The organism is Halomonas maura (assembly GCF_030409305.1).
In the GTDB taxonomy this organism is placed as follows: domain Bacteria; phylum Pseudomonadota; class Gammaproteobacteria; order Pseudomonadales; family Halomonadaceae; genus Halomonas; species Halomonas maura.
Genome location: NZ_JAUFPQ010000023.1, coordinates 415,613 through 432,971 on the forward strand (window position 1 = coordinate 415,613; position 17,359 = coordinate 432,971).

Here is a 17,359-nt window from a genome sequence, read left to right on the forward strand (position 1 = left end):
GTAATGGAACCTTCTCCCATGAGCGATATTCTCGACCGCCTGCATGACGTGCTCGAACAGCGCCGCCAGGCGGCCCCTCAGGACTCCTACGTGGCCAGCTTGCATGACAAGGGCTTGAACAAGATACTCGAGAAGGTCGGCGAGGAAGCGACCGAAACCCTGCTGGCGGCCAAGGATGCCGAGGACGGTAACGCGGAGCAGCGCCAGGCAGTGATCGCCGAAACGGCCGACCTGTGGTTTCATAGCCTGGTGATGCTCTCTCACCTGGGGCTCGACCACCATCAGGTGCTCGACGAACTCGCGCGTCGCTTCGGCCTCTCCGGCCACGACGAGAAGGCCGCGAGGCAACGCTAGACCGCATCGACCATTCCGGGCGCGCCCCGGGACCCGAACCAGAGGAAGTCGCTATGTTAGGTGGTATCAGTATCTGGCAGCTGCTGATCGTGCTCGGCATCATCATCCTGATCTTCGGCACCAAGAAACTGCGCAACGTCGGCGGCGACCTGGGCGGCGCCGTGAAGGGCTTCAAGAAGGCCATGCACGACGAGGACAAGGCCGAGGATGCCGACAAGCCTCAGGCCCAGGTGCGCCACGACGACGAGGGCCAGACCTACGACGTCAAGGCCGAGCGGAAGCCCGAGGAACAGGAAGAGCGCAAGTAAGCCGCCATGTTCGACATCGGCTTTCTCGAACTGTTGATCATCGGCGTGGTGGGCCTGCTGGTGCTGGGCCCCGAGCGCCTGCCCAGGGCCGCCCGGACCCTGGGCCTGTGGATCGGCAAGATCAAGCGCACGGTCTCCGGCATGCAGCGCGAGATCAGCGCCCAGCTCGAGGCCGAGGAACTGCGCCAGAAGCTCGACGAGCAGCAGAAGAAGCTCGACGAGGGCCTCCACCGGGTCAAGCGTGACGTGGAGGGTCTCGCCGACACGCCACCGAAGGATGCCGGCGCGGCCTCCCGCGGTGACGCCGAGGCGCCGGCAGCGTCCTCCCCGCCGCCCGAGCAGCGCCTCGACGATGCCCTGGCCAGGGCCCGCGAGACGGCCGCCGAGGCGCCAGACGCCGACGCCCACAAGGACTCCGCCGCGCGATGAGCCACTCCGACGACTCCCCGGACCCCGGGCAGGCCCAGGCCCCGCTGATCGAGCACCTGATCGAGCTGCGCTCGCGGCTGATGCGGGCCGTGGTGGCGATCCTGGTGATCTTCCTCGGGCTCTACGCCTTCGCCAACGACATCTACGGCTTCGTCGCCGAGCCGCTGATGGCGTTGCTGCCGGAAGGCTCCCAGATGATCGCCACCGAGGTCGCCTCGCCCTTCCTGGCGCCCTTCAAGCTGACCCTGGTGGTGGCGGTGTTCATCGCCGTGCCCTACGTGCTCCATCAGGCCTGGGCCTTCGTGGCCCCGGGGCTCTACGACAACGAGAAGGCCCTGGCGCTGCCGATCCTCGCCTCCAGCATACTGCTCTTCTACGCCGGCGCGGCCTTCGCCTACTACGTGGTCTTCCCGCTGCTGTTCCAGTTCTTCACCCAGACCGGGCCGGAGAACGTCGCGGTGATGACCGACATCAACGCCTACCTGAACTTCGTCCTCAAGCTGTTCTTCGCCTTCGGGGTGGCCTTCGAGATCCCCATCGCCACCTTCCTGCTGATCCTCAGCGGGGCGACCACGGTGGAGAGCCTGTCGAAGAAGCGCCCCTACATCATCCTCGGCTGCTTCGTGGTCGGCATGCTGCTGACCCCGCCGGACGTGATCTCCCAGAGCCTGCTGGCGGTGCCCATGTACCTGCTCTACGAGGTCGGCCTGCTGTTCGGCCGCCTGGTCCGCCGCAAGCGCGACAAGGATGCCGCCGAGCAGGACGAGGAATAAGCCGCAAGCTCGACGCTCGACGCTCGACGCTCGACGCTCGACGCTCGACGCTCGACGCTCGACGCTCGACGGCAAGCTAATGCACAGCGCCTCCCCGGCAAGGCCAGGGAGGCGCTGTTCTTCCAGCTTCAGGCTGCCAGGTGCGAAGCGCCGCGCTTCCAGCGACTGACCCGGCGCAGCCGGAGCGCCGGTCCGCCGGGTCAGAGGTCCATCAGCTCGTCGAGGCGATCGACCAGCTTGAAGATGCCGGTGGCCGCCTCGCCGATGCGGGTCGCCAGCATATAGGCCGGGGTGGTGACCACACGGTTCTCGAAGTCGACCACGATGTCCCCCACGCTGCAGCTGCGGTGCAGGCCGCCCATGCTGCTGATCGCCCCGGCCACGCCCGGGTCATGGCCGATGGTCACGGCGATGCCCGGCCCCAGCAGGCGCGGCACCATCACCGGCGCGATGCACATCAGACCGATCGGCTTGCGATCCTCATGGAAGGCGGCCAGGGCCTCCACCAGGTCGCCCTGGATCACCATGTCGGCGCCGGCCTCGGCAAAGTTGGAGAGGTTCTTGGCCGCACCGAACCCCCCCGGCAGGATCACCGCATCGAAGGCGTCGGCATCGAGGTCGGTCAGCGGCTCGATCTCGCCCCGCGCCAGGCGTGCCGATTCGACCAGCACGTTGCGCCGCTCGCCGTCGGCCACCTCGCCGTGGCGATGGTCGATGACGTGGTGCTGGTCGATGTCCGGCGCGAAACAGCGGTAGCCGATACCCAACTGGTCGAGCCGCAGCAGGGTCAGGGTCGTCTCGTAGATCTCCGAGCCATCCTGCACGCCGCACCCCGACAGAATGACCGCCACCTGTTTGCTCATGTCCTTCTCCTCGAACGCATCCTGCCGATAGGCGACAGGGCCGGTAACCGTGAAGCCACCACTTTAGAGAGTCGCTCGGGGTGCGACAAGGCGCGTGTTTCGGCGCCCTGCCACACTGATATACTCGGGGCATTGTCATCATGTTGTCATCCCCGGCCACCAGACTCAGCGCTGGCGGCCCGGGTCCCGTTTCGGAGAAGATGCCTTGAGTTTCATGACCTCTCGCCAGTATCCCGCCACCCGCATGCGCCGCATGCGCCGTGACGACTTCTCGCGTCGCCTGATGCGCGAGCACACCCTGACCGCCGCCGACCTGATCTGGCCGGTGTTCGTGCTCGAAGGCGAAGGGCTGCGCGAGGCGGTGCCGTCGATGCCGGGCGTGGAGCGGCTGTCGCTGGACCTGCTCGTCGAGGAGGCCAGGGAGGCCCACGGCCTCGGCATCCCGGTGCTGGCGCTGTTCCCGGTGGTGGATCCGGCGCTGAAGAGCGAGCTGGCCGAGGAGGCCTACTGCGCCGGGGGCCTGGTCCAGCGCAGCGTGCGCGCCCTCAAGGAGGCCGTGCCCGAGCTCGGCATCATGACCGACGTCGCCCTCGACCCCTACACCAGCCACGGTCAGGACGGCATCCTCGACGACGACGGCTATGTGCAGAACGACCGTACCGTGGAGACGCTGCTCAAGCAGGCGCTGTCCCACGCCGAGGCCGGCGCCGATATCGTCGCGCCCTCGGACATGATGGACGGCCGCATCGGCGCCATCCGCCAGGTACTCGAGCAGGAGCAGTTGCACAACACCCGGATCATGGCCTACAGCGCCAAGTATGCCTCGCGCTACTACGGCCCTTTCCGCGATGCCGTGGGCTCCGCGACCAACCTGGGACGCGCCGACAAGTCCACCTACCAGATGGACCCCGCCAACGGCGACGAGGCCCTCCACGAGGTGGCCCTCGACCTCGCCGAAGGCGCCGACATGGTGATGGTCAAGCCGGGCATGCCCTACCTCGACGTGGTTCGCCGCATCAAGGAGGAACTCCGGGTACCGACCTTCGCCTACCAGGTCAGTGGCGAGTACGCCATGCACATGGCCGCCTTCGACAACGGCTGGCTGGACGCCGACAGCGTAATGCTGGAGTCGCTGACGTGCTTCAAGCGCGCCGGTGCCGACGGCATCCTGACCTATTTCGCCAAGCGGGCGGCCAGGCTGCTCGCGGACTAACCACCGGAGGGGTTCGCCTCCGGTTCACGACAGGGAACCCCATGGACGAATCGCGCCGCCCCGACACGCCCTCCGCCCCGGACCACGCCTCCGACGGCGAGGCCATCAGCGAGCTCCCCGCCCCGCGCCTGAACCAGACCCGCACCGGCATCAAGCCCAAGGCGATGCCGGACCCGGAGGCCGACCTCTCCGACCCGGGACTGTACTTCAACCGGGAACTGTCGCACCTGCAGTTCAACATCCGGGTCCTGGAACAGGCCCAGGACGAGGCGCACCCGCTGCTCAACCGGCTGATGTTCCTGCTGATCTTCTCGTCCAACATGGACGAGTTCTTCGAGATCCGGGTGGCCGGCCTGAAGAACCAGGTGGCCCTGGGCGACGAGACGACGGGCGCCGACGGCCGCTCGCCGCGCTCGGTGCTGGCCGAGATTTCCCAGATCGCCCACGAGCAGGTGGAACGCCAGTACCGCATCCTCAACGAGGCACTGATCCCCGCCCTGGAGGCCCAGCACCTGCGCTTCCGCCGCCGCGGCGACTGGACCGACGCCCAGCGCGCCTGGGTGCGCGCCTACTTCGAGGCCGAGATCATGCCGGTGATCAGTCCCATCGGGCTGGACCCCTCGCATCCCTTCCCGCGGCTGGTCAACAAGAGCCTCAACTTCATCGTCGAACTCGAGGGCAAGGATGCCTTCGGTCGCGAGGGCGGGCTGGCCATCCTGCCGGCGCCTCGCTCGCTGCCCCGGGTGATCGCCCTGCCGGATGATCTCTGCGAGTCCGGCTTCACCGAGTACGTCTTCCTGTCGTCGATGATCCATGCCCATGCCGAGGAAGTGTTCCCCGGCATGAAGGTACGCGGTTGCTACCAGTTCCGCCTGACCCGCAACGCCGACATGTCGGTGGATCCCGAGGAGGTGTCCGACCTGGCCTCGGCGTTGCGTGGCGAGCTGCTCTCGCGTCGCTATGGCAGCGGCGTGCGCCTGGAGGTGGCCGACAACTGTCCCGAGGATCTCGCCGGCTTCCTGCTCAAGCAGTTCAAGCTCGAGGAGGCCGATCTCTACCGGGTCAACGGCCCGGTGAACCTGACCCGCATGATGTCGGTACTCGGCGAGGTGGAGCGTCCCGAGCTGCTCTACCGCCCCTTCACCCCCGGCCTGCCCAAGGCGCTGAGAAAACGCGACAGCGTGATCCAGGCCATGGCCGAGGGCGACATCCTGCTGCACCATCCCTTCCACACCTTCTCGCCGGTGGAGGAGATGCTGCGCGAGGCGGCCCGGGACCCGGACGTGCTGGCCATCAAGCAGACCCTCTACCGCACCGGGGCCGACTCGCCGATCGTCAACGCCCTGGTGGAGGCCGCCGGCAACGGCAAGGAAGTCACGGTGGTGATCGAACTGCGGGCGCGCTTCGACGAGGCCGACAACCTGGCCCTGGCCTCGCGGCTGCAGGAGGCCGGCGCCATCGTCATCTACGGCGTGATGGCCTACAAGACCCACGCCAAGATGATGCACATCGTGCGCCGCGAGAAGGGAGAGCTGCGCCACTACGCCCACCTGGGCACCGGCAACTACCACTCCAAGACCGCCAAGCTCTACACCGACTACAGCCTGCTCACCGCCGACCCGGTGCTGTGCGCCGACGTGCACAAGGTCTTCCAGCAACTCTCCGGGATGGGCCGGGCCCGCAAGATCGAGAAGCTGCTGCACGCGCCCTTCACCCTCCACGAGCGCCTGGTGGCGATGATCGATCGGGAGGCCGAGCATGCCCGCAAGGGCAAGCGCGCCCACCTGATCATCAAGTGCAACTCGCTGACCGAGCCCAAGCTGATCCAGGCCCTCTACCGGGCCGCCCAGGCCGGCGTGGAGTGCGACCTGATCATCCGCGGCATGTGCTGCCTGCGCCCCGGCCTGCCGGGGATCTCCGAGACCATCCGGGTGCGCTCGATCATCGGCCGCTTCCTCGAGCACACCCGGGTCTTCCACTTCCACAACGACGGCAAGCCCGAGACCTGGGGCTCCAGCGCCGACTTCATGGCCCGCAACATGTTCCACCGCGTGGAGACCTGCTTCCCGCTGCTCGACAAGAAGCTGGCCGCCCAGGTACGCAAGGACCTCGAAACCTACCTGGTGGACAACTGCCAGAGCTGGCTGCTGCAGGCCGACGGCACCTACGTCAAGCAGAGCCCCGGCGACGCCGCCCCCATCAGCGCCCAGGAGACCCTGCTCTACGCCTATGCGGCCCGGGCCTAGGCGCTCGCCTAGCCGCGCCTGAAGGCAGCGAGGTCGGCCTCGTCGAGGCCGTCGACCCGTTCCGGCAGGCCACGCGCGTTGCGGGCCAGGCGCAGCGCCTGGCGCTCGGCCAGCCGCTCGGCATCGTCGTCCAGGGTCCGCCCGTCGAGTTCGCCCAGCTGCGCCATGCCCTGGTGGTAGAAGGCCAGCACCGCCAGGGCCCGCTCGTCCCCGTCGGCCATGCCCCGGCGCAGGGCGGGCAGGTAGCCGCTCACCGTCGCGAGCCGTTGCTTGAGCCGCCAGCCATAGCGCACCGGCGCCAGCCAGGGCCGGTCGCGCAGCACGGCCAGCACCAGGCTGGTGGCGACCAGCCCCAGCAGCACGCCCAAGGCATTGAGCCAGAGGCTCGGGGTGAAGACGGCGCCGAGCAGCTGGGTGAAGACCAGCGCGAAGACGATCAACTGGCCGGCCATGGCCAGGCCGACCAGGCGGGAGGTTCGGCGGTAGCTGTGGGGGTCGTGGGATGCGAAGCGAAACGACATGACATGGCCCTGGCGGCGGGTGAATGATGCCGGGATTATCCCGACATCCCCCGTCCGGGTACAGTTGACGCGGTGTCGTCTAGCCTCGCTGCACTTCCCCCAGGCGCTCCGCCGCGGTCATCAGCAGGTGCTCGGTGGTCTCCCAGCCGATGCAGGCGTCGGTGACCGAGACCCCGTAGCGCAACTTGCCGGGGGCCAGGGGCTGCTTGCCCTCGTGGAGATGGCTCTCCAGCATCAGCCCGACCAGGGCGGTGTCACCGGCCAGCCGCTGGCCCAGGACGTCGAGCATCACCTCGCTCTGGCGACGATGGTCCTTGCGCGCATTGGCGTGGCTGCAATCGACCATCAGCCGGGGCGTCAGGCCGGCGGCCTCCAGCGCCCGCCGGCTGGCGGCCACCTGGGGCGCCCGGTAGTTGGGCTCGCCGTGCCCCCCGCGCAGCACCACATGGGTATGCGGGTTGCCCGGGGTCTCGCGCGCCATCGGCCGGCCGTCCGCGGCCATGGCGAAGTGCTGGTGGGAATGGGCCGCGGCACGCATGGCATCGATGGCCACCTGCAGGTCGCCGCTGGTGGCGTTCTTGAAGCCCACCACGGCCTCGAGGCCGCTGGCCATCTCGCGGTGCAGCTGGGACTCGGTGGTGCGGGCCCCGATCGCCACCCAGGCCAGCAGGTCGTCCAGGTAGGGGGCGAGCATCGGCTGCAGCAGCTCGGTGGCCACGGGCAGGCCCAGCCCGGCGATCTCGCGCATCAGCGAGCGAGACAGCTCGAGGCCGCGGGCCAGGTCGCCACGGCCGTCCAGATCCGGGTCATAGGCCAGGCCCTTCCAGCCCACGGTGGTCCGGGGCTTCTCCACGTAGACGCGCATCACCGGCAGGAGGCGATCCTCGATGTGCGGGGCCAGGGCCGCCAGCCGCCGGGCGTACTCGAGGGCGGCCTCGGGATCATGGATCGAGCAGGGGCCGACCACCACCAGCAGCCGGTCGTCGCGGCCCGCGAGGATCTCGCGGATGGCCTGGCGCTGGCCCTCGATGCGCCGGGCCAGGGCCGGCGGCAGCGGCAGCGCCCGGTGCAGGGCCTCGGGGGTGGGCAGGTGGGTGGCGCTGTCGCGACGGCCTTCGGGCGCGTCGCTCGGCGACGGGCGGGCCAGGGAAACGGGGGCGTTCATGGGGGTCATCAACTCCGTGAGCGGGAACATCGGCTGGTCGTCATGCCACCGGCGGTCTCACGGTCGGAGGTGGCGCCCTGGCCCGACCGCGCCTCGCTAAATCGCCAACCATAGCCGTAATAGCCCCGTCCCGGGGTGCGGTACTCGGCGTGGGCGCGATGCGATGCGGTCATGGGGCGTCTCCTGTCGTCGTGTGTGGGGCCTGCAATGCAGAACCCCCGGGCGGGGTTGCCGTCCGGGGGTTCAGTGTCGGAGGCAACCCTGGGCGGGGCGTGCCTCGCGGCGTGGTCCTTGATGCGGGGTCAGGACACGGCCGCCGGCACGCCGGCGCTAAACCAGTAGCCGGGCCAATAGTGATCGAGCCCGCCGACGCCTGCGCGAGCACGGGCCGCCGTCACCGCCACGGGGGCAGCCTGCGGGTCACGCGGGGTCATGGGTCGGCTCGAGTCCATGGTCGTCTCCTGAGGTCTGCTGCCATCCTGCCGCCTCGCGGGGCGGATGGCAAGGGCGGCGTGGGTCGCCGCGGCTCAGCCGGTGGCCAGCTGTACCCAGCCGATGGTCGCCGGCAACGCACTCATGCCCACCAGCACCGCCAGGCCCAGGAAGACCGCCAGCAGGCCGCTGTCGTCCTTGAAGTTCTCGTCGTGTCCCGCCATGTCGTGTTCCTCTCGGGGTGATCGTCAGGATGTCCGGCATTCTAGCGAAGATGCCGGCCGCCATCGACCGGCAGGCTGATCCCGGTCACGTCGCGGTTGTCGAGCCGGTCGCGCAGGCTCCGGTGGCGGCCCCCGGGCCGGGGATCAGGCTGGGCGAGGCACTCAGGCCCGCCGCTCCCGCACCAGGCTGCCCACGGTCGGCACCAGCGGGTCCCGCGGCGCATAGGCGAAGACGTCGGAGAACACCCGCGACGGCACCAGTCCCAGCGAGGCCAGGACATCGACGCAGGCATAGACCATGCCCGGCGAGCCGGAGAGGTAGACGTCATGGGCGGAGACGTCGTCGAAGTGCTCGGCCAGCGCCTCGTCGATCCGCCCCCGGTGGCCGGTCACCCGCTCGGCATCGAAGCCGGCCTCCAGTGGCTGCTCGCTGACGCCATGGAAGGTCACGCCGTCGTGCTGCTCTGCCCACTCCCGGGCCAGGCGCTCCAGGTAGAGGTCGCGGCGCTCCCGGGCGGCCCACCACAGCGCGATGGGCCGCGAGGGGTCGGCGTGCAGGGCCGCCTCGACGATGGCCTTCATCTGGGCGAAGCCGGTGCCGGCGGCGACCAGCAGCAGGGGCCGCTCGCTGTCGGGATCCAGCACGCAGTCGCCGCCGGGCAGGCGCAGGGTCAGCTGCTGGGCCTCCACCAGCAGCTCGCGCAGCCGGGCGGAATTGCTGCGCTCCGGCCAGTGCTGGATATGCAGTTCGAGCCGGCCGTCGCCGTCGTGGGCGTTGGCGATGGAAAAGGGCACCCAGGTCGCCTCGTCCAGCTGCATCTCGAGGTACTGGCCGGGGTCGTGGGCCATGGCCTCGGGGCGGCCCTCCAGGTGCACGCGGAAGACGTCGGGGGTGAGGTCCTCGACCTCGGCGACCTGGCAGGTCAGGGTCCTTGCCGTCATGAATGCCTCTTGTCGGTGTCAGGGGGTTCGATACCCAGCTCGCCCCACCGCTCGCTGACCCGGGCCTTGACGGCCGCGTCCATGACGATGGGCGTGCCCCACTCGCGGTCGGTCTCGCCGGGCCACTTGCCGGTGGCGTCGAGGCCCATCTTGGAGCCCAGCCCCGCCACCGGCGAGGCGAAGTCCAGGTAGTCGATGGGGGTGTTCTCCACCAGCACCGTGTCCCGGGCCGGGTCCATGCGGGTGGTGATGGCCCAGATCACGTCCTGCCAGTCCCGGGCGTCCACGTCATCGTCGAGGACCACCACGAACTTGGTGTACATGAACTGGCGCAGGAAGCTCCACACGCCCATCATCACGCGCTTGGCATGACCGGGGTACTGTTTCTTCATGGTCACCACCGCCATGCGGTAGGAACAGCCTTCCGGCGGCAGGTAGAAATCGACGATCTCGGGGAACTGGCGGCGCAGGATGGGCACGAACACCTCGTTGAGCGCCAGACCCAGGATCGCCGGCTCGTCCGGGGGACGGCCGGTATAGGTGGAGTGGTAGATGGCGTCACGGCGCAGGGTCATGCGGGTCACCGTGAACACCGGGAAGGTCTCCACCTCGTTGTAGTAGCCGGTGTGATCGCCGTAGGGGCCCTCGGGGGCCGTGTCGTCCGGGTGGATGAAGCCCTCGAGGATGATCTCGGCGGAGGCCGGCACCTCCAGCTCGGCATGGCCGCAGCGGACCAGCTCGGTGCGCGAGCCGCGCAGCAGCCCGGCGAAGGCATACTCCGAGAGGCTGTCCGGTACCGGCGTCACCGCGCCGAGGATGGTCGCCGGGTCGGCGCCCAGGGCCACCGCCACCGGGAAGGGCTCGCCGGGATGCGCCTGGCACCATTCCTGGAAGTCCAGGGCCCCGCCGCGATGGGACAGCCAGCGCATGATCAGGCGGTTGCGAGAGAGCTTCTGCTGGCGATAGATGCCGAGATTCTGGCGCTTCTTGTGCGGCCCGCGGGTGATCACCAGCGGCCAGGTCACCAGCGGGGCGACGTCGCCGGGCCAGCAGTGCTGGATGGGTAGGCGGTCGAGGTCGACGTCGTCGCCCTCGAGGACCACTTCCTGCACCGGCGCCCGCTTCAGGACCTTGGGCCCCATGCTCATGACCTGCTTGTAGACCGGCAGCTTGTCCAGGGCATCGCGGAACCCCTTGGGCGGTTCCGGCTCCTTGAGGAAGGCCAGCAGCTCGCCGACCTCGCGCAGGGCGTCGACCGAGTCCTGGCCCATGCCCAGGGCGACCCGCTTCGGCGTGCCGAAGAGGTTGCCGAGCAGCGGCATGTCGTGGCCCTTGACGTTCTCGAACAGCAGCGCCGGCCCCCCGGCGCGCAGGGTGCGGTCGCAGATCTCGGTGATCTCCAGGTAGGGGTCCACCTCGGCGGTGACACGCTTGAGCTCCCCCTGCGACTCGAGTGCCGCGATGAACTCGCGCAGATCCTTGTACTTCATGCGGCCTTCCCGTTTCCCGAACGACAAAAAACAAGAGGGGCAGCATAGCATGCCGCCCCTTCAGGATGCTGCGCCTGGCGACCCAGCGTCGGTGCATCGGATCAGCTCATGAGCGCCGCGGCTTTTCCGGCGACAGGTCTACGAGGAGGCGCTGTGAACCCCTCCCTGGGCGCTACCGACGCCCTGCTGCGCTCTCGCGTCCCGCTCCGCTTGCAGGTCCGCTTGCAGGTCCGGTGCTGGCCATCCATGGCCAGCCCGTTCGGAGCAATGCTCCTCACCCCTGGCGCAGGACCTCCTCTGCGACCTGTCCCCGGCGCCGCTTGCCTTGATCTAACCGCCGAAGCGTTGAGAATTGGCCATTAGGAGCGTCATGAGCGCAGCGGAGACAAGGCGAATCCGACCGGGCTCGCGTCCGAGCGAGGCCGCGGAGTGTACGAGTAGTACATGAGCAGGCCGATCGGGCTGGCGCACCAGCGAGGATTCAACGCGGTATACGCAAGCGCAATAGCTCCTATCAGCGCCGCTTCATGGCCTCGAAGAACTCGAGGTTGGTCTTGGTGTCCTTCAGCCGGTCGATCAGGAACTCGGTGGCCGCCACGTCTTCCATGGGGTTGAGCAGCTTGCGCAGGATCCACATGCGCTGCATCTCGTCCTCGGAGGCGATCAGGTCCTCGCGGCGGGTGCCGCTGCGGCGGATGTTGAGCGCCGGGTAGACCCGCTTCTCGGCCAGCTTGCGGTCGAGGTGGGCCTCCATGTTGCCGGTACCCTTGAACTCCTCGAAGATCACCTCGTCCATCTTGGAGCCGGTGTCGACCAGCGCCGTGGCGATGATGGTCAGGCTGCCGCCCTCCTCGATGTTGCGCGCCGCACCGAAGAAGCGCTTGGGCTTCTCCAGGGCATGGGCGTCGACACCGCCGGTGAGCACCTTGCCCGAGGAGGGCACCACGGTGTTGTAGGCGCGGGCCAGGCGGGTGATGGAATCGAGCAGGATCACCACGTCCTTCTTGTGCTCGACCAGCCGCTTGGCCTTCTCGATGACCATCTCGGCCACCTGGACGTGGCGCGCCGGCGGCTCGTCGAAGGTCGAGGCCACCACCTCGCCGCGCACCGTCCGCGACATCTCGGTGACCTCCTCGGGCCGCTCGTCGATCAGCAGCACGATCAGGTGGCACTCGGGGTTGTTGCGGGTGATGGAGGTGGCGATGTTCTGCAGCATCAGCGTCTTGCCCGCCTTGGGAGGCGAGACGAGCAGGCCGCGCTGGCCCTTGCCGATGGGCGCGGTGAGATCGATGATTCGCGCCGTCAGATCCTCGGTGGAGCCGTTGCCGATCTCCATGCGCAGGCGTTCCTGGGGGAACAGCGGCGTGAGGTTCTCGAAGAGGATCTTGTGCTTGGCGTTCTCGGGCTTGTCGAAGTTGATCTCGCTGACCTTCAACAGTGCGAAGTAACGCTCCCCTTCCTTGGGCGGACGAATCTTGCCGGAGATGGAGTCGCCCTTGCGCAGGTTGAAGCGCCGGATCTGGGACGGCGAGACATAGATGTCATCGGGGCCGGCCAGGTAGGAGCTGTCGGCACTGCGCAGGAAGCCGAATCCGTCCTGCAGGATCTCCAGCACGCCGTCGCCGTAGATGGCCTCGCCGCTCTTGGCGTGCTTCTTGAGGATGGCGAAGATGATGTCCTGCTTGCGGGAGCGTGCCAGGTTGTCGATGCCCATTTCACGGGCGATCTCCAGGAGTTCCGGCACGGGCTTTTGCTTGAGTTCGGTAAGATTCATCGGTGTGTTCAGAAGTTGCTCGTGGAAGCCGGGCAGTCATGCGCCGTATGAGACAGGAGGCGAGACGGTAACGCCGCGTGGATGCGTTCAGAGCCCGGACAGGCTGCCACTCGTCGTGTGCATCGTATGGCCGTGGGCTGACAACCGCCTGAGAAGGGATGCCGGGCCAGTTCGGGAGCGAGGGAGCAGGTTCGTTTTCGCCTGAATCAGCGGCTCATGGCCGGGGGCCAGGATCGCGGGCTGATGCAGTGGGCTATCTGACGACTTGGAAATGACCGCGGCGCAGTCGCCGTGAGCGGTCGGAAAGCATTCGGAACAGGCGAACGCCTCGATATTAGTCAACGCCGTCGGGAAACGCAAGCCTCGCGGCTTCCCCGGCCATGGCACAATTGACATGGCCGGGAGGGCCCCGCAACCTTTGGCCAGTCACCCTCAAGGACCCGCCATGCCTGCGCCAATGGACCCGTTCGCCGCCACCGCGAGCGAACCCGCGATCGCCCCCGAGCCCCGCCGCCTTGCCGCCATCGACCTCGGCTCCAACAGCTTCCACCTGCTGGTCGCCAACTACCGGGACGACCGGCTGCAGGTGGTCGCCCGGCTCGGCGAGAAGGTGCAGCTGGCCGCCGGGCTCGACGAGGACGGCTTCCTCGGCGAGGACGCCATGACCCGGGCCCTGGACTGCCTGGCCCGCTTCGCCCCCTTCCTGGAGGGCATCGGCCGCCGCGACCTGCGGGTGGTGGGCACCAACGCCCTGCGCGACGCCGAGAACAGCCAGGCCTTCATCGAGCGCGCCGAGGCCCTGCTGGGGACCCGCATCGAGATCATCGCCGGCCGCGAGGAAGCCCGCCTGATCTACCTGGGCGCCGCCCACGCGGTGGCCGAGGACGGCCGACGGCTGATCGTCGACATCGGCGGCGGGTCCACCGAGTTCATCATCGGCGAGCGCTTCGAGCCGCTGGCCCTGGAGAGCCTGCGCATGGGCTGCGTGACCTTCACCCGGCGCTTCTTCGACAGCGGCGAGATCACCGAGAAGCGCATGCGCCGCGCCGAGCTGGCGGCCCTCTCGGAGCTCGCCAACATCCGGCGCCCCTACCAGGCCATCGGCTGGGCCGACCCGGTCGGCTCCAGCGGCACCATCAAGGCCGCGGCCGCGGTGATCGCCGCCGCCGGCAAGGGCCCCGAGGGGGTGATCACCCACCAGGGGCTGCTCGACCTGCGCAAGCGGCTGCTCAAGTGCAAGCGCCTGGACAGGGTCGCCATGACCGGGCTCAAGGCCGACCGCGCCAGGGTCTTCCCGGCCGGTATCGCCATCCTCGGCGCCGTCTTCGAGGCCTTCGCCCTGGAGGAGATGCGCTTTGCCGACGGGGCCCTGCGCGAGGGCGTGCTGTATGACATGGTGGGCCGCCACAGCCCCGAGGATTCCCGCCTCAAGACCCTCGACACCCTGTCGCGGAGCTATGGGGTCGATGGCCGCCAGGCGGATAACGTGGCCAGCACGGCCCTCGGCCTGCTCGACCAGGTCCGCGAGGCCTGGGAGCTGGACGACGACCAGGCCCGCTTCCTGGAGTGGGGCAGTCGCCTCCACGAGGTCGGCCTGGCCATCTCCCACAGCCAGTTCCATCGCCACGGCGCCTATCTGCTGGAGCACTCCGACCTGGGCGGCTTCTCGCGACCGGAGCAGCGCCTGCTGGCCTTCCTGGTCCGCGCCCACCGCCGCAAGTTCCCGACCAAGGAGTGGCAGGCCCTGCCCGCCGCCGAGCAGCGCTCCCATGCCCGACTGGCCCGCCTGCTGCGCCTGGCGGTGACCCTCAACCACTCGCGCCCGGAACTGCCTCCGGCCCTGCCGGGGCTCGAGGCCGACGGCGAGACCCTGCACCTGTATCTCGACGCGGGCGACGAACCGACCCTGCTGCTCGCCGACCTGGAGCAGGAGGCCGGCTATCAGCAGGCGGCCGGGCTGCCACTGACCCTGACCACCCGCTGAGCCGGCCTCAGGCCTCCTCCCAGCCCTCGGCAAGGCTCAGCCAGCGGTCCGGCTGGCCGACCGCCACCACGCGGTCGCCGTGCCAGGCCACCAGCAGCCGGTCGCGCTCCCAGGGCGGCACCCCCCTCTCCTGCAGCAGGCGCTTGAGGTCACGCTGGCCGCGCCCGGCCAGCCGCAGGCGCTCCCCGCCGCAGCGCGGGGCCAGGCGCAGCGCCACCGGCCCGCCCGCCCGAGGGACGAGACGCACCCTCAGCCGACCCAGCGGCGTCGCCAGGGCCTGCCGGCCATCCCAGTCGGCCCGCCACGCCGGCGCCAGCGGACGCGGCGGGGCCATCAGGTAAAGATGGTCCCGCCAGCGACGCGCCTCGGCGCCGGGCCAGGCCACCCGCACCGCGGCATCCCGGGGGGCACCGAGCTGGGCGAGCAGCGTCGCCAGGCGGCGGGCCGGCGGCCGCGGCAGCCCCAGCCGGACCAGGCAGTGGCGCACCAGCAGGCGCCGGCGCGGTTCCGACAGGGCCTGAAGGTCGGCGACGGGCAGCCGGACGGGGTCGCCGCCCAGCCGGGCCAGGTCCTCGCCGGCCAGCTCCTCCAGCAACCCCTCGGCCTCGCCGACCAGCGCCGCGCTGCGGGCCAGGCCCTCCCCCGCCCGGGGCCAGCGCCCGGCCAGCAGCGGCAACACCCGGTGACGCAGGAAGTTGCGATCCGGCCCCTCCTCGGCATTGCTCGGATCCTCGACCCAGGCCAGCGCCCGTCGACCGGCCTCGGCCGCGAGGGCGGCCCGGGACACGCCGAGCAGCGGGCGTGACAGCCGCGCCCCGGCCAGGCCATCGCCGAGCCAGCGCGCCTCGGGCATGGCGGCCAGGCCACGGGGGCCGGCTCCGCGCAGGGCGGCGAGCAGGAAGGTCTCGGCCTGGTCGTCGCGATGCTGGGCCAGCCACAGGGTCTCCCCGGGCCGCAGCCGAGCCGCGAAGGCGGCGTAGCGGGCGGCCCGGGCCTCCCCCTCGAGGCCACGGCCCGCCGCCGGGTCGACGCTGACATGGACGACGTCCAGCGGCACGCCGAGCCGCGACGCCAGGCGCCGGCAGTGGCGCTCGAAGTCATCGGCGGCGGCCTGCAGGCCATGATGCACGTGCAGCGCCCGCAGCGGGCGCGGGTGGCGACGGCAGGCGTCCGCGGCGAGGCTCAGCAGCAGGCAGGAATCCAGCCCGCCGGAGAGCGCCACCCACACGCAACGCCCCGGCGGAGTCCGGGCCAGGGCGTTATCGATCACGGCTTGCAGGGAGGAAGGCTCGAGGCTCATGGGCAGGGATACCGCTCAGGCATATGGATGGCGGAGCTGTCACCACCCGATCAGTGGCCTTTTCGAGCTAAGGCCAGAATACCGGCGGTAGATGAAGCGCCCCGACACCAGCGCCCTGTTCGAGCGAAGGCCAGGGCTAGGCCCGTTCCCGACAGGCCTTCGCACTTCCCACATCCCTGTGGGTCGCAAGGCAGAAATCGGCGAGAAAGCAGCGTTTACAAGTGAGTAAATGAGCATTTCGACCGGGCTGGCGCACCAGCCGATTTTTAACGCCGTATGGCCGAGCACAGAAAGGGCTTTACACCGGGGCGCCGTAGCTCATCAGCCGCTCGTACCGCCGCGCCAGCAACGTCTCGGTGTCCAGGCTCTCCAGCCGGTCGAGGCTCGCCAGCAGCGCGGCCTTGATGCGCTCGGCGGTGGCCTCCGGCTGGCGATGGGCGCCGCCCAGGGGCTCGGGGATCAGGGTGTCGACGAAGCCCAGCTCCTTGAGGCGTTCGGCGGTGATGCCCATGGCCTGGGCCGCGTCGGAGGCCTTCTCGGCGCTCTTCCAGAGGATCGACGCGCAACCCTCGGGGGAGATCACCGCGTAGGTGGAATACTGCAGCATCGCCAGCTCGTCGCAGACGCCGATGGCCAGCGCCCCGCCGGAGCCGCCCTCGCCCACCACGGTGGCGAGGATCGGCGTCCTGAGCCGCGACATCACCCCCAGGTTGTAGGCGATGGCCTCGCTCTGACCGCGCTCCTCGGCATCGATGCCGGGATAGGCCCCCGGGGTGTCGATGAAGGTCATCACCGGCATCTTGAAGCGCTCGGCCATCTCCATCAGGCGGCAGGCCTTGCGGTAGCCCTCGGGGCGCGGCATGCCGAAGTTGCGACGCACCTTGTCCTTGACGTCGCGGCCCTTCTGGTGGCCGATGACCATCACCGGCCTGTCGTCCAGCCGGGCCACCCCGCCGACGATGGCGGCGTCATCGGCGAAGCGGCGATCCCCGTGGAGCTCGTCGAAATCGGTGAAGACGTGCTCCAGGTAGTCGAGGGTATAGGGCCGCTGGGGGTGACGGGACAGCTGAGAGACCTGCCAGGAGGTCAGGTCCTTGAAGATCGACTCGGTCAGCTTGCGGCTCTTCTCCTCGAGCCGGCCGATCTCGTCACTGAGGCTGACCTGGCTGTCGTTGCCGACCAGGCGCAGCTCCTCGATCTTGGCCTGGAGTTCGGCGATGGGCTGTTCGAAATCTAGGTAGTTGGGATTCATGGGCTAGCCTTGTCTCGTCGGCCGCGGGACGACCGGGGGAAGCGTCGATTGTGGGGCATTATCGCACCCTCAGAGCACGGCGCAAGGCA

General features: G+C 69.2%; 17 protein-coding genes. 7 read left to right on the forward strand and 10 right to left on the reverse strand.

Features of this window, described 5'->3' with window-relative positions; translation table 11 throughout:
* Nucleotides 1–18 precede the first annotated feature (18 nt).
* From QWY76_RS16575 to tatC, 4 genes are read left to right on the forward strand one after another with little or no spacing between them, the layout of a single operon-like run.
* On the forward strand, nt 19–354 hold the full coding sequence (locus tag QWY76_RS16575) for a phosphoribosyl-ATP diphosphatase (protein ID WP_290312433.1): 336 nt from the start codon (nt 19–21) through the stop codon (nt 352–354).
* 53 nt (nt 355–407) lie between these two features.
* The gene (gene tatA / locus QWY76_RS16580; RefSeq protein ID WP_290312434.1) at nt 408–662 is read left to right on the forward strand and encodes a Sec-independent protein translocase subunit TatA; all 255 of its coding nucleotides are present in this window, start codon (nt 408–410) and stop codon (nt 660–662) included.
* A gap of 6 nt (nt 663–668) precedes the next feature.
* Complete coding sequence (tatB, locus tag QWY76_RS16585) at nt 669–1,091, forward strand: Sec-independent protein translocase protein TatB (RefSeq protein ID WP_290312435.1); 423 nt, start codon at nt 669–671, stop codon at nt 1,089–1,091.
* Nucleotides 1,088–1,864: a twin-arginine translocase subunit TatC gene (tatC, locus tag QWY76_RS16590; protein ID WP_290312436.1), complete on the forward strand. Its 777-nt coding sequence runs from the start codon at nt 1,088–1,090 to the stop codon at nt 1,862–1,864. Before tatB ends, tatC begins: the two co-directional genes overlap by 4 nt.
* 200 nt (nt 1,865–2,064) lie before the next feature.
* Here tatC and elbB read toward each other — a convergent pair whose 3' ends face one another.
* Nucleotides 2,065–2,727: an isoprenoid biosynthesis glyoxalase ElbB gene (gene elbB, locus QWY76_RS16595; protein ID WP_290312437.1), complete on the reverse strand. Its 663-nt coding sequence runs from the start codon at nt 2,725–2,727 to the stop codon at nt 2,065–2,067.
* 214 nt (nt 2,728–2,941) lie between these two features.
* On the opposite strand from elbB, the gene hemB reads away from it, so the two are divergent.
* Both hemB and ppk1 read left to right on the forward strand, forming a co-directional pair.
* On the forward strand, nt 2,942–3,940 hold the full coding sequence (gene hemB / locus QWY76_RS16600) for a porphobilinogen synthase (RefSeq protein ID WP_435388998.1): 999 nt from the start codon (nt 2,942–2,944) through the stop codon (nt 3,938–3,940).
* A gap of 41 nt (nt 3,941–3,981) precedes the next feature.
* Entirely contained in the window at nt 3,982–6,186 is a 2,205-nt protein-coding gene (gene ppk1, locus QWY76_RS16605; RefSeq protein ID WP_290312439.1) for a polyphosphate kinase 1, read from the forward strand.
* An 8-nt stretch (nt 6,187–6,194) separates the two neighbouring features.
* Here the strand turns inward: ppk1 and QWY76_RS16610 are convergent, their stop codons facing one another.
* From QWY76_RS16610 to rho, 7 genes are all read right to left on the reverse strand, one after another.
* Entirely contained in the window at nt 6,195–6,707 is a 513-nt protein-coding gene (locus QWY76_RS16610; RefSeq protein WP_290312441.1) for a DUF3087 family protein, read from the reverse strand.
* 79 nt (nt 6,708–6,786) lie between these two features.
* Entirely contained in the window at nt 6,787–7,872 is a 1,086-nt protein-coding gene (locus tag QWY76_RS16615; protein WP_290312442.1) for a 3-deoxy-7-phosphoheptulonate synthase, read from the reverse strand.
* A gap of 8 nt (nt 7,873–7,880) precedes the next feature.
* The gene (locus QWY76_RS16620) at nt 7,881–8,045 is read right to left on the reverse strand and encodes a hypothetical protein (RefSeq protein ID WP_290312443.1); all 165 of its coding nucleotides are present in this window, start codon (nt 8,043–8,045) and stop codon (nt 7,881–7,883) included.
* Nucleotides 8,046–8,399: 354 nt separating this feature from the next.
* Complete coding sequence (locus QWY76_RS16625) at nt 8,400–8,528, reverse strand: hypothetical protein (protein WP_263591145.1); 129 nt, start codon at nt 8,526–8,528, stop codon at nt 8,400–8,402.
* Nucleotides 8,529–8,690: 162 nt separating this feature from the next.
* Nucleotides 8,691–9,470, reverse strand: a complete 780-nt coding sequence (locus tag QWY76_RS16630) for an NAD(P)H-flavin reductase (protein WP_290312444.1) — start codon at nt 9,468–9,470, stop codon at nt 8,691–8,693.
* Entirely contained in the window at nt 9,467–10,960 is a 1,494-nt protein-coding gene (ubiD, locus tag QWY76_RS16635) for a 4-hydroxy-3-polyprenylbenzoate decarboxylase (RefSeq protein WP_290312445.1), read from the reverse strand. The genes QWY76_RS16630 and ubiD overlap by 4 nt, the downstream gene beginning before the upstream one ends.
* 514 nt (nt 10,961–11,474) lie before the next feature.
* Complete coding sequence (gene rho / locus QWY76_RS16640) at nt 11,475–12,734, reverse strand: transcription termination factor Rho (protein ID WP_183382538.1); 1,260 nt, start codon at nt 12,732–12,734, stop codon at nt 11,475–11,477.
* A 445-nt stretch (nt 12,735–13,179) separates the two neighbouring features.
* Between rho and ppx the strand changes: the two genes are divergently transcribed.
* Nucleotides 13,180–14,718 carry an exopolyphosphatase gene (gene ppx / locus QWY76_RS16645; protein ID WP_290312446.1) on the forward strand — a complete coding sequence of 513 codons (1,539 nt, stop codon included), beginning with the start codon at nt 13,180–13,182 and terminating at the stop codon, nt 14,716–14,718.
* A gap of 7 nt (nt 14,719–14,725) precedes the next feature.
* On the opposite strand, the gene tilS is transcribed toward ppx, so the two are convergent.
* Nucleotides 14,726–16,018, reverse strand: coding sequence for a tRNA lysidine(34) synthetase TilS (gene tilS, locus QWY76_RS16650; RefSeq protein ID WP_290312448.1), 1,293 nt, complete (start codon nt 16,016–16,018; stop codon nt 14,726–14,728).
* Nucleotides 16,019–16,316: 298 nt separating this feature from the next.
* Entirely contained in the window at nt 16,317–17,270 is a 954-nt protein-coding gene (gene accA, locus QWY76_RS16655; RefSeq protein ID WP_290312450.1) for an acetyl-CoA carboxylase carboxyl transferase subunit alpha, read from the reverse strand.
* Nucleotides 17,271–17,359: the final 89 nt, after the last annotated feature.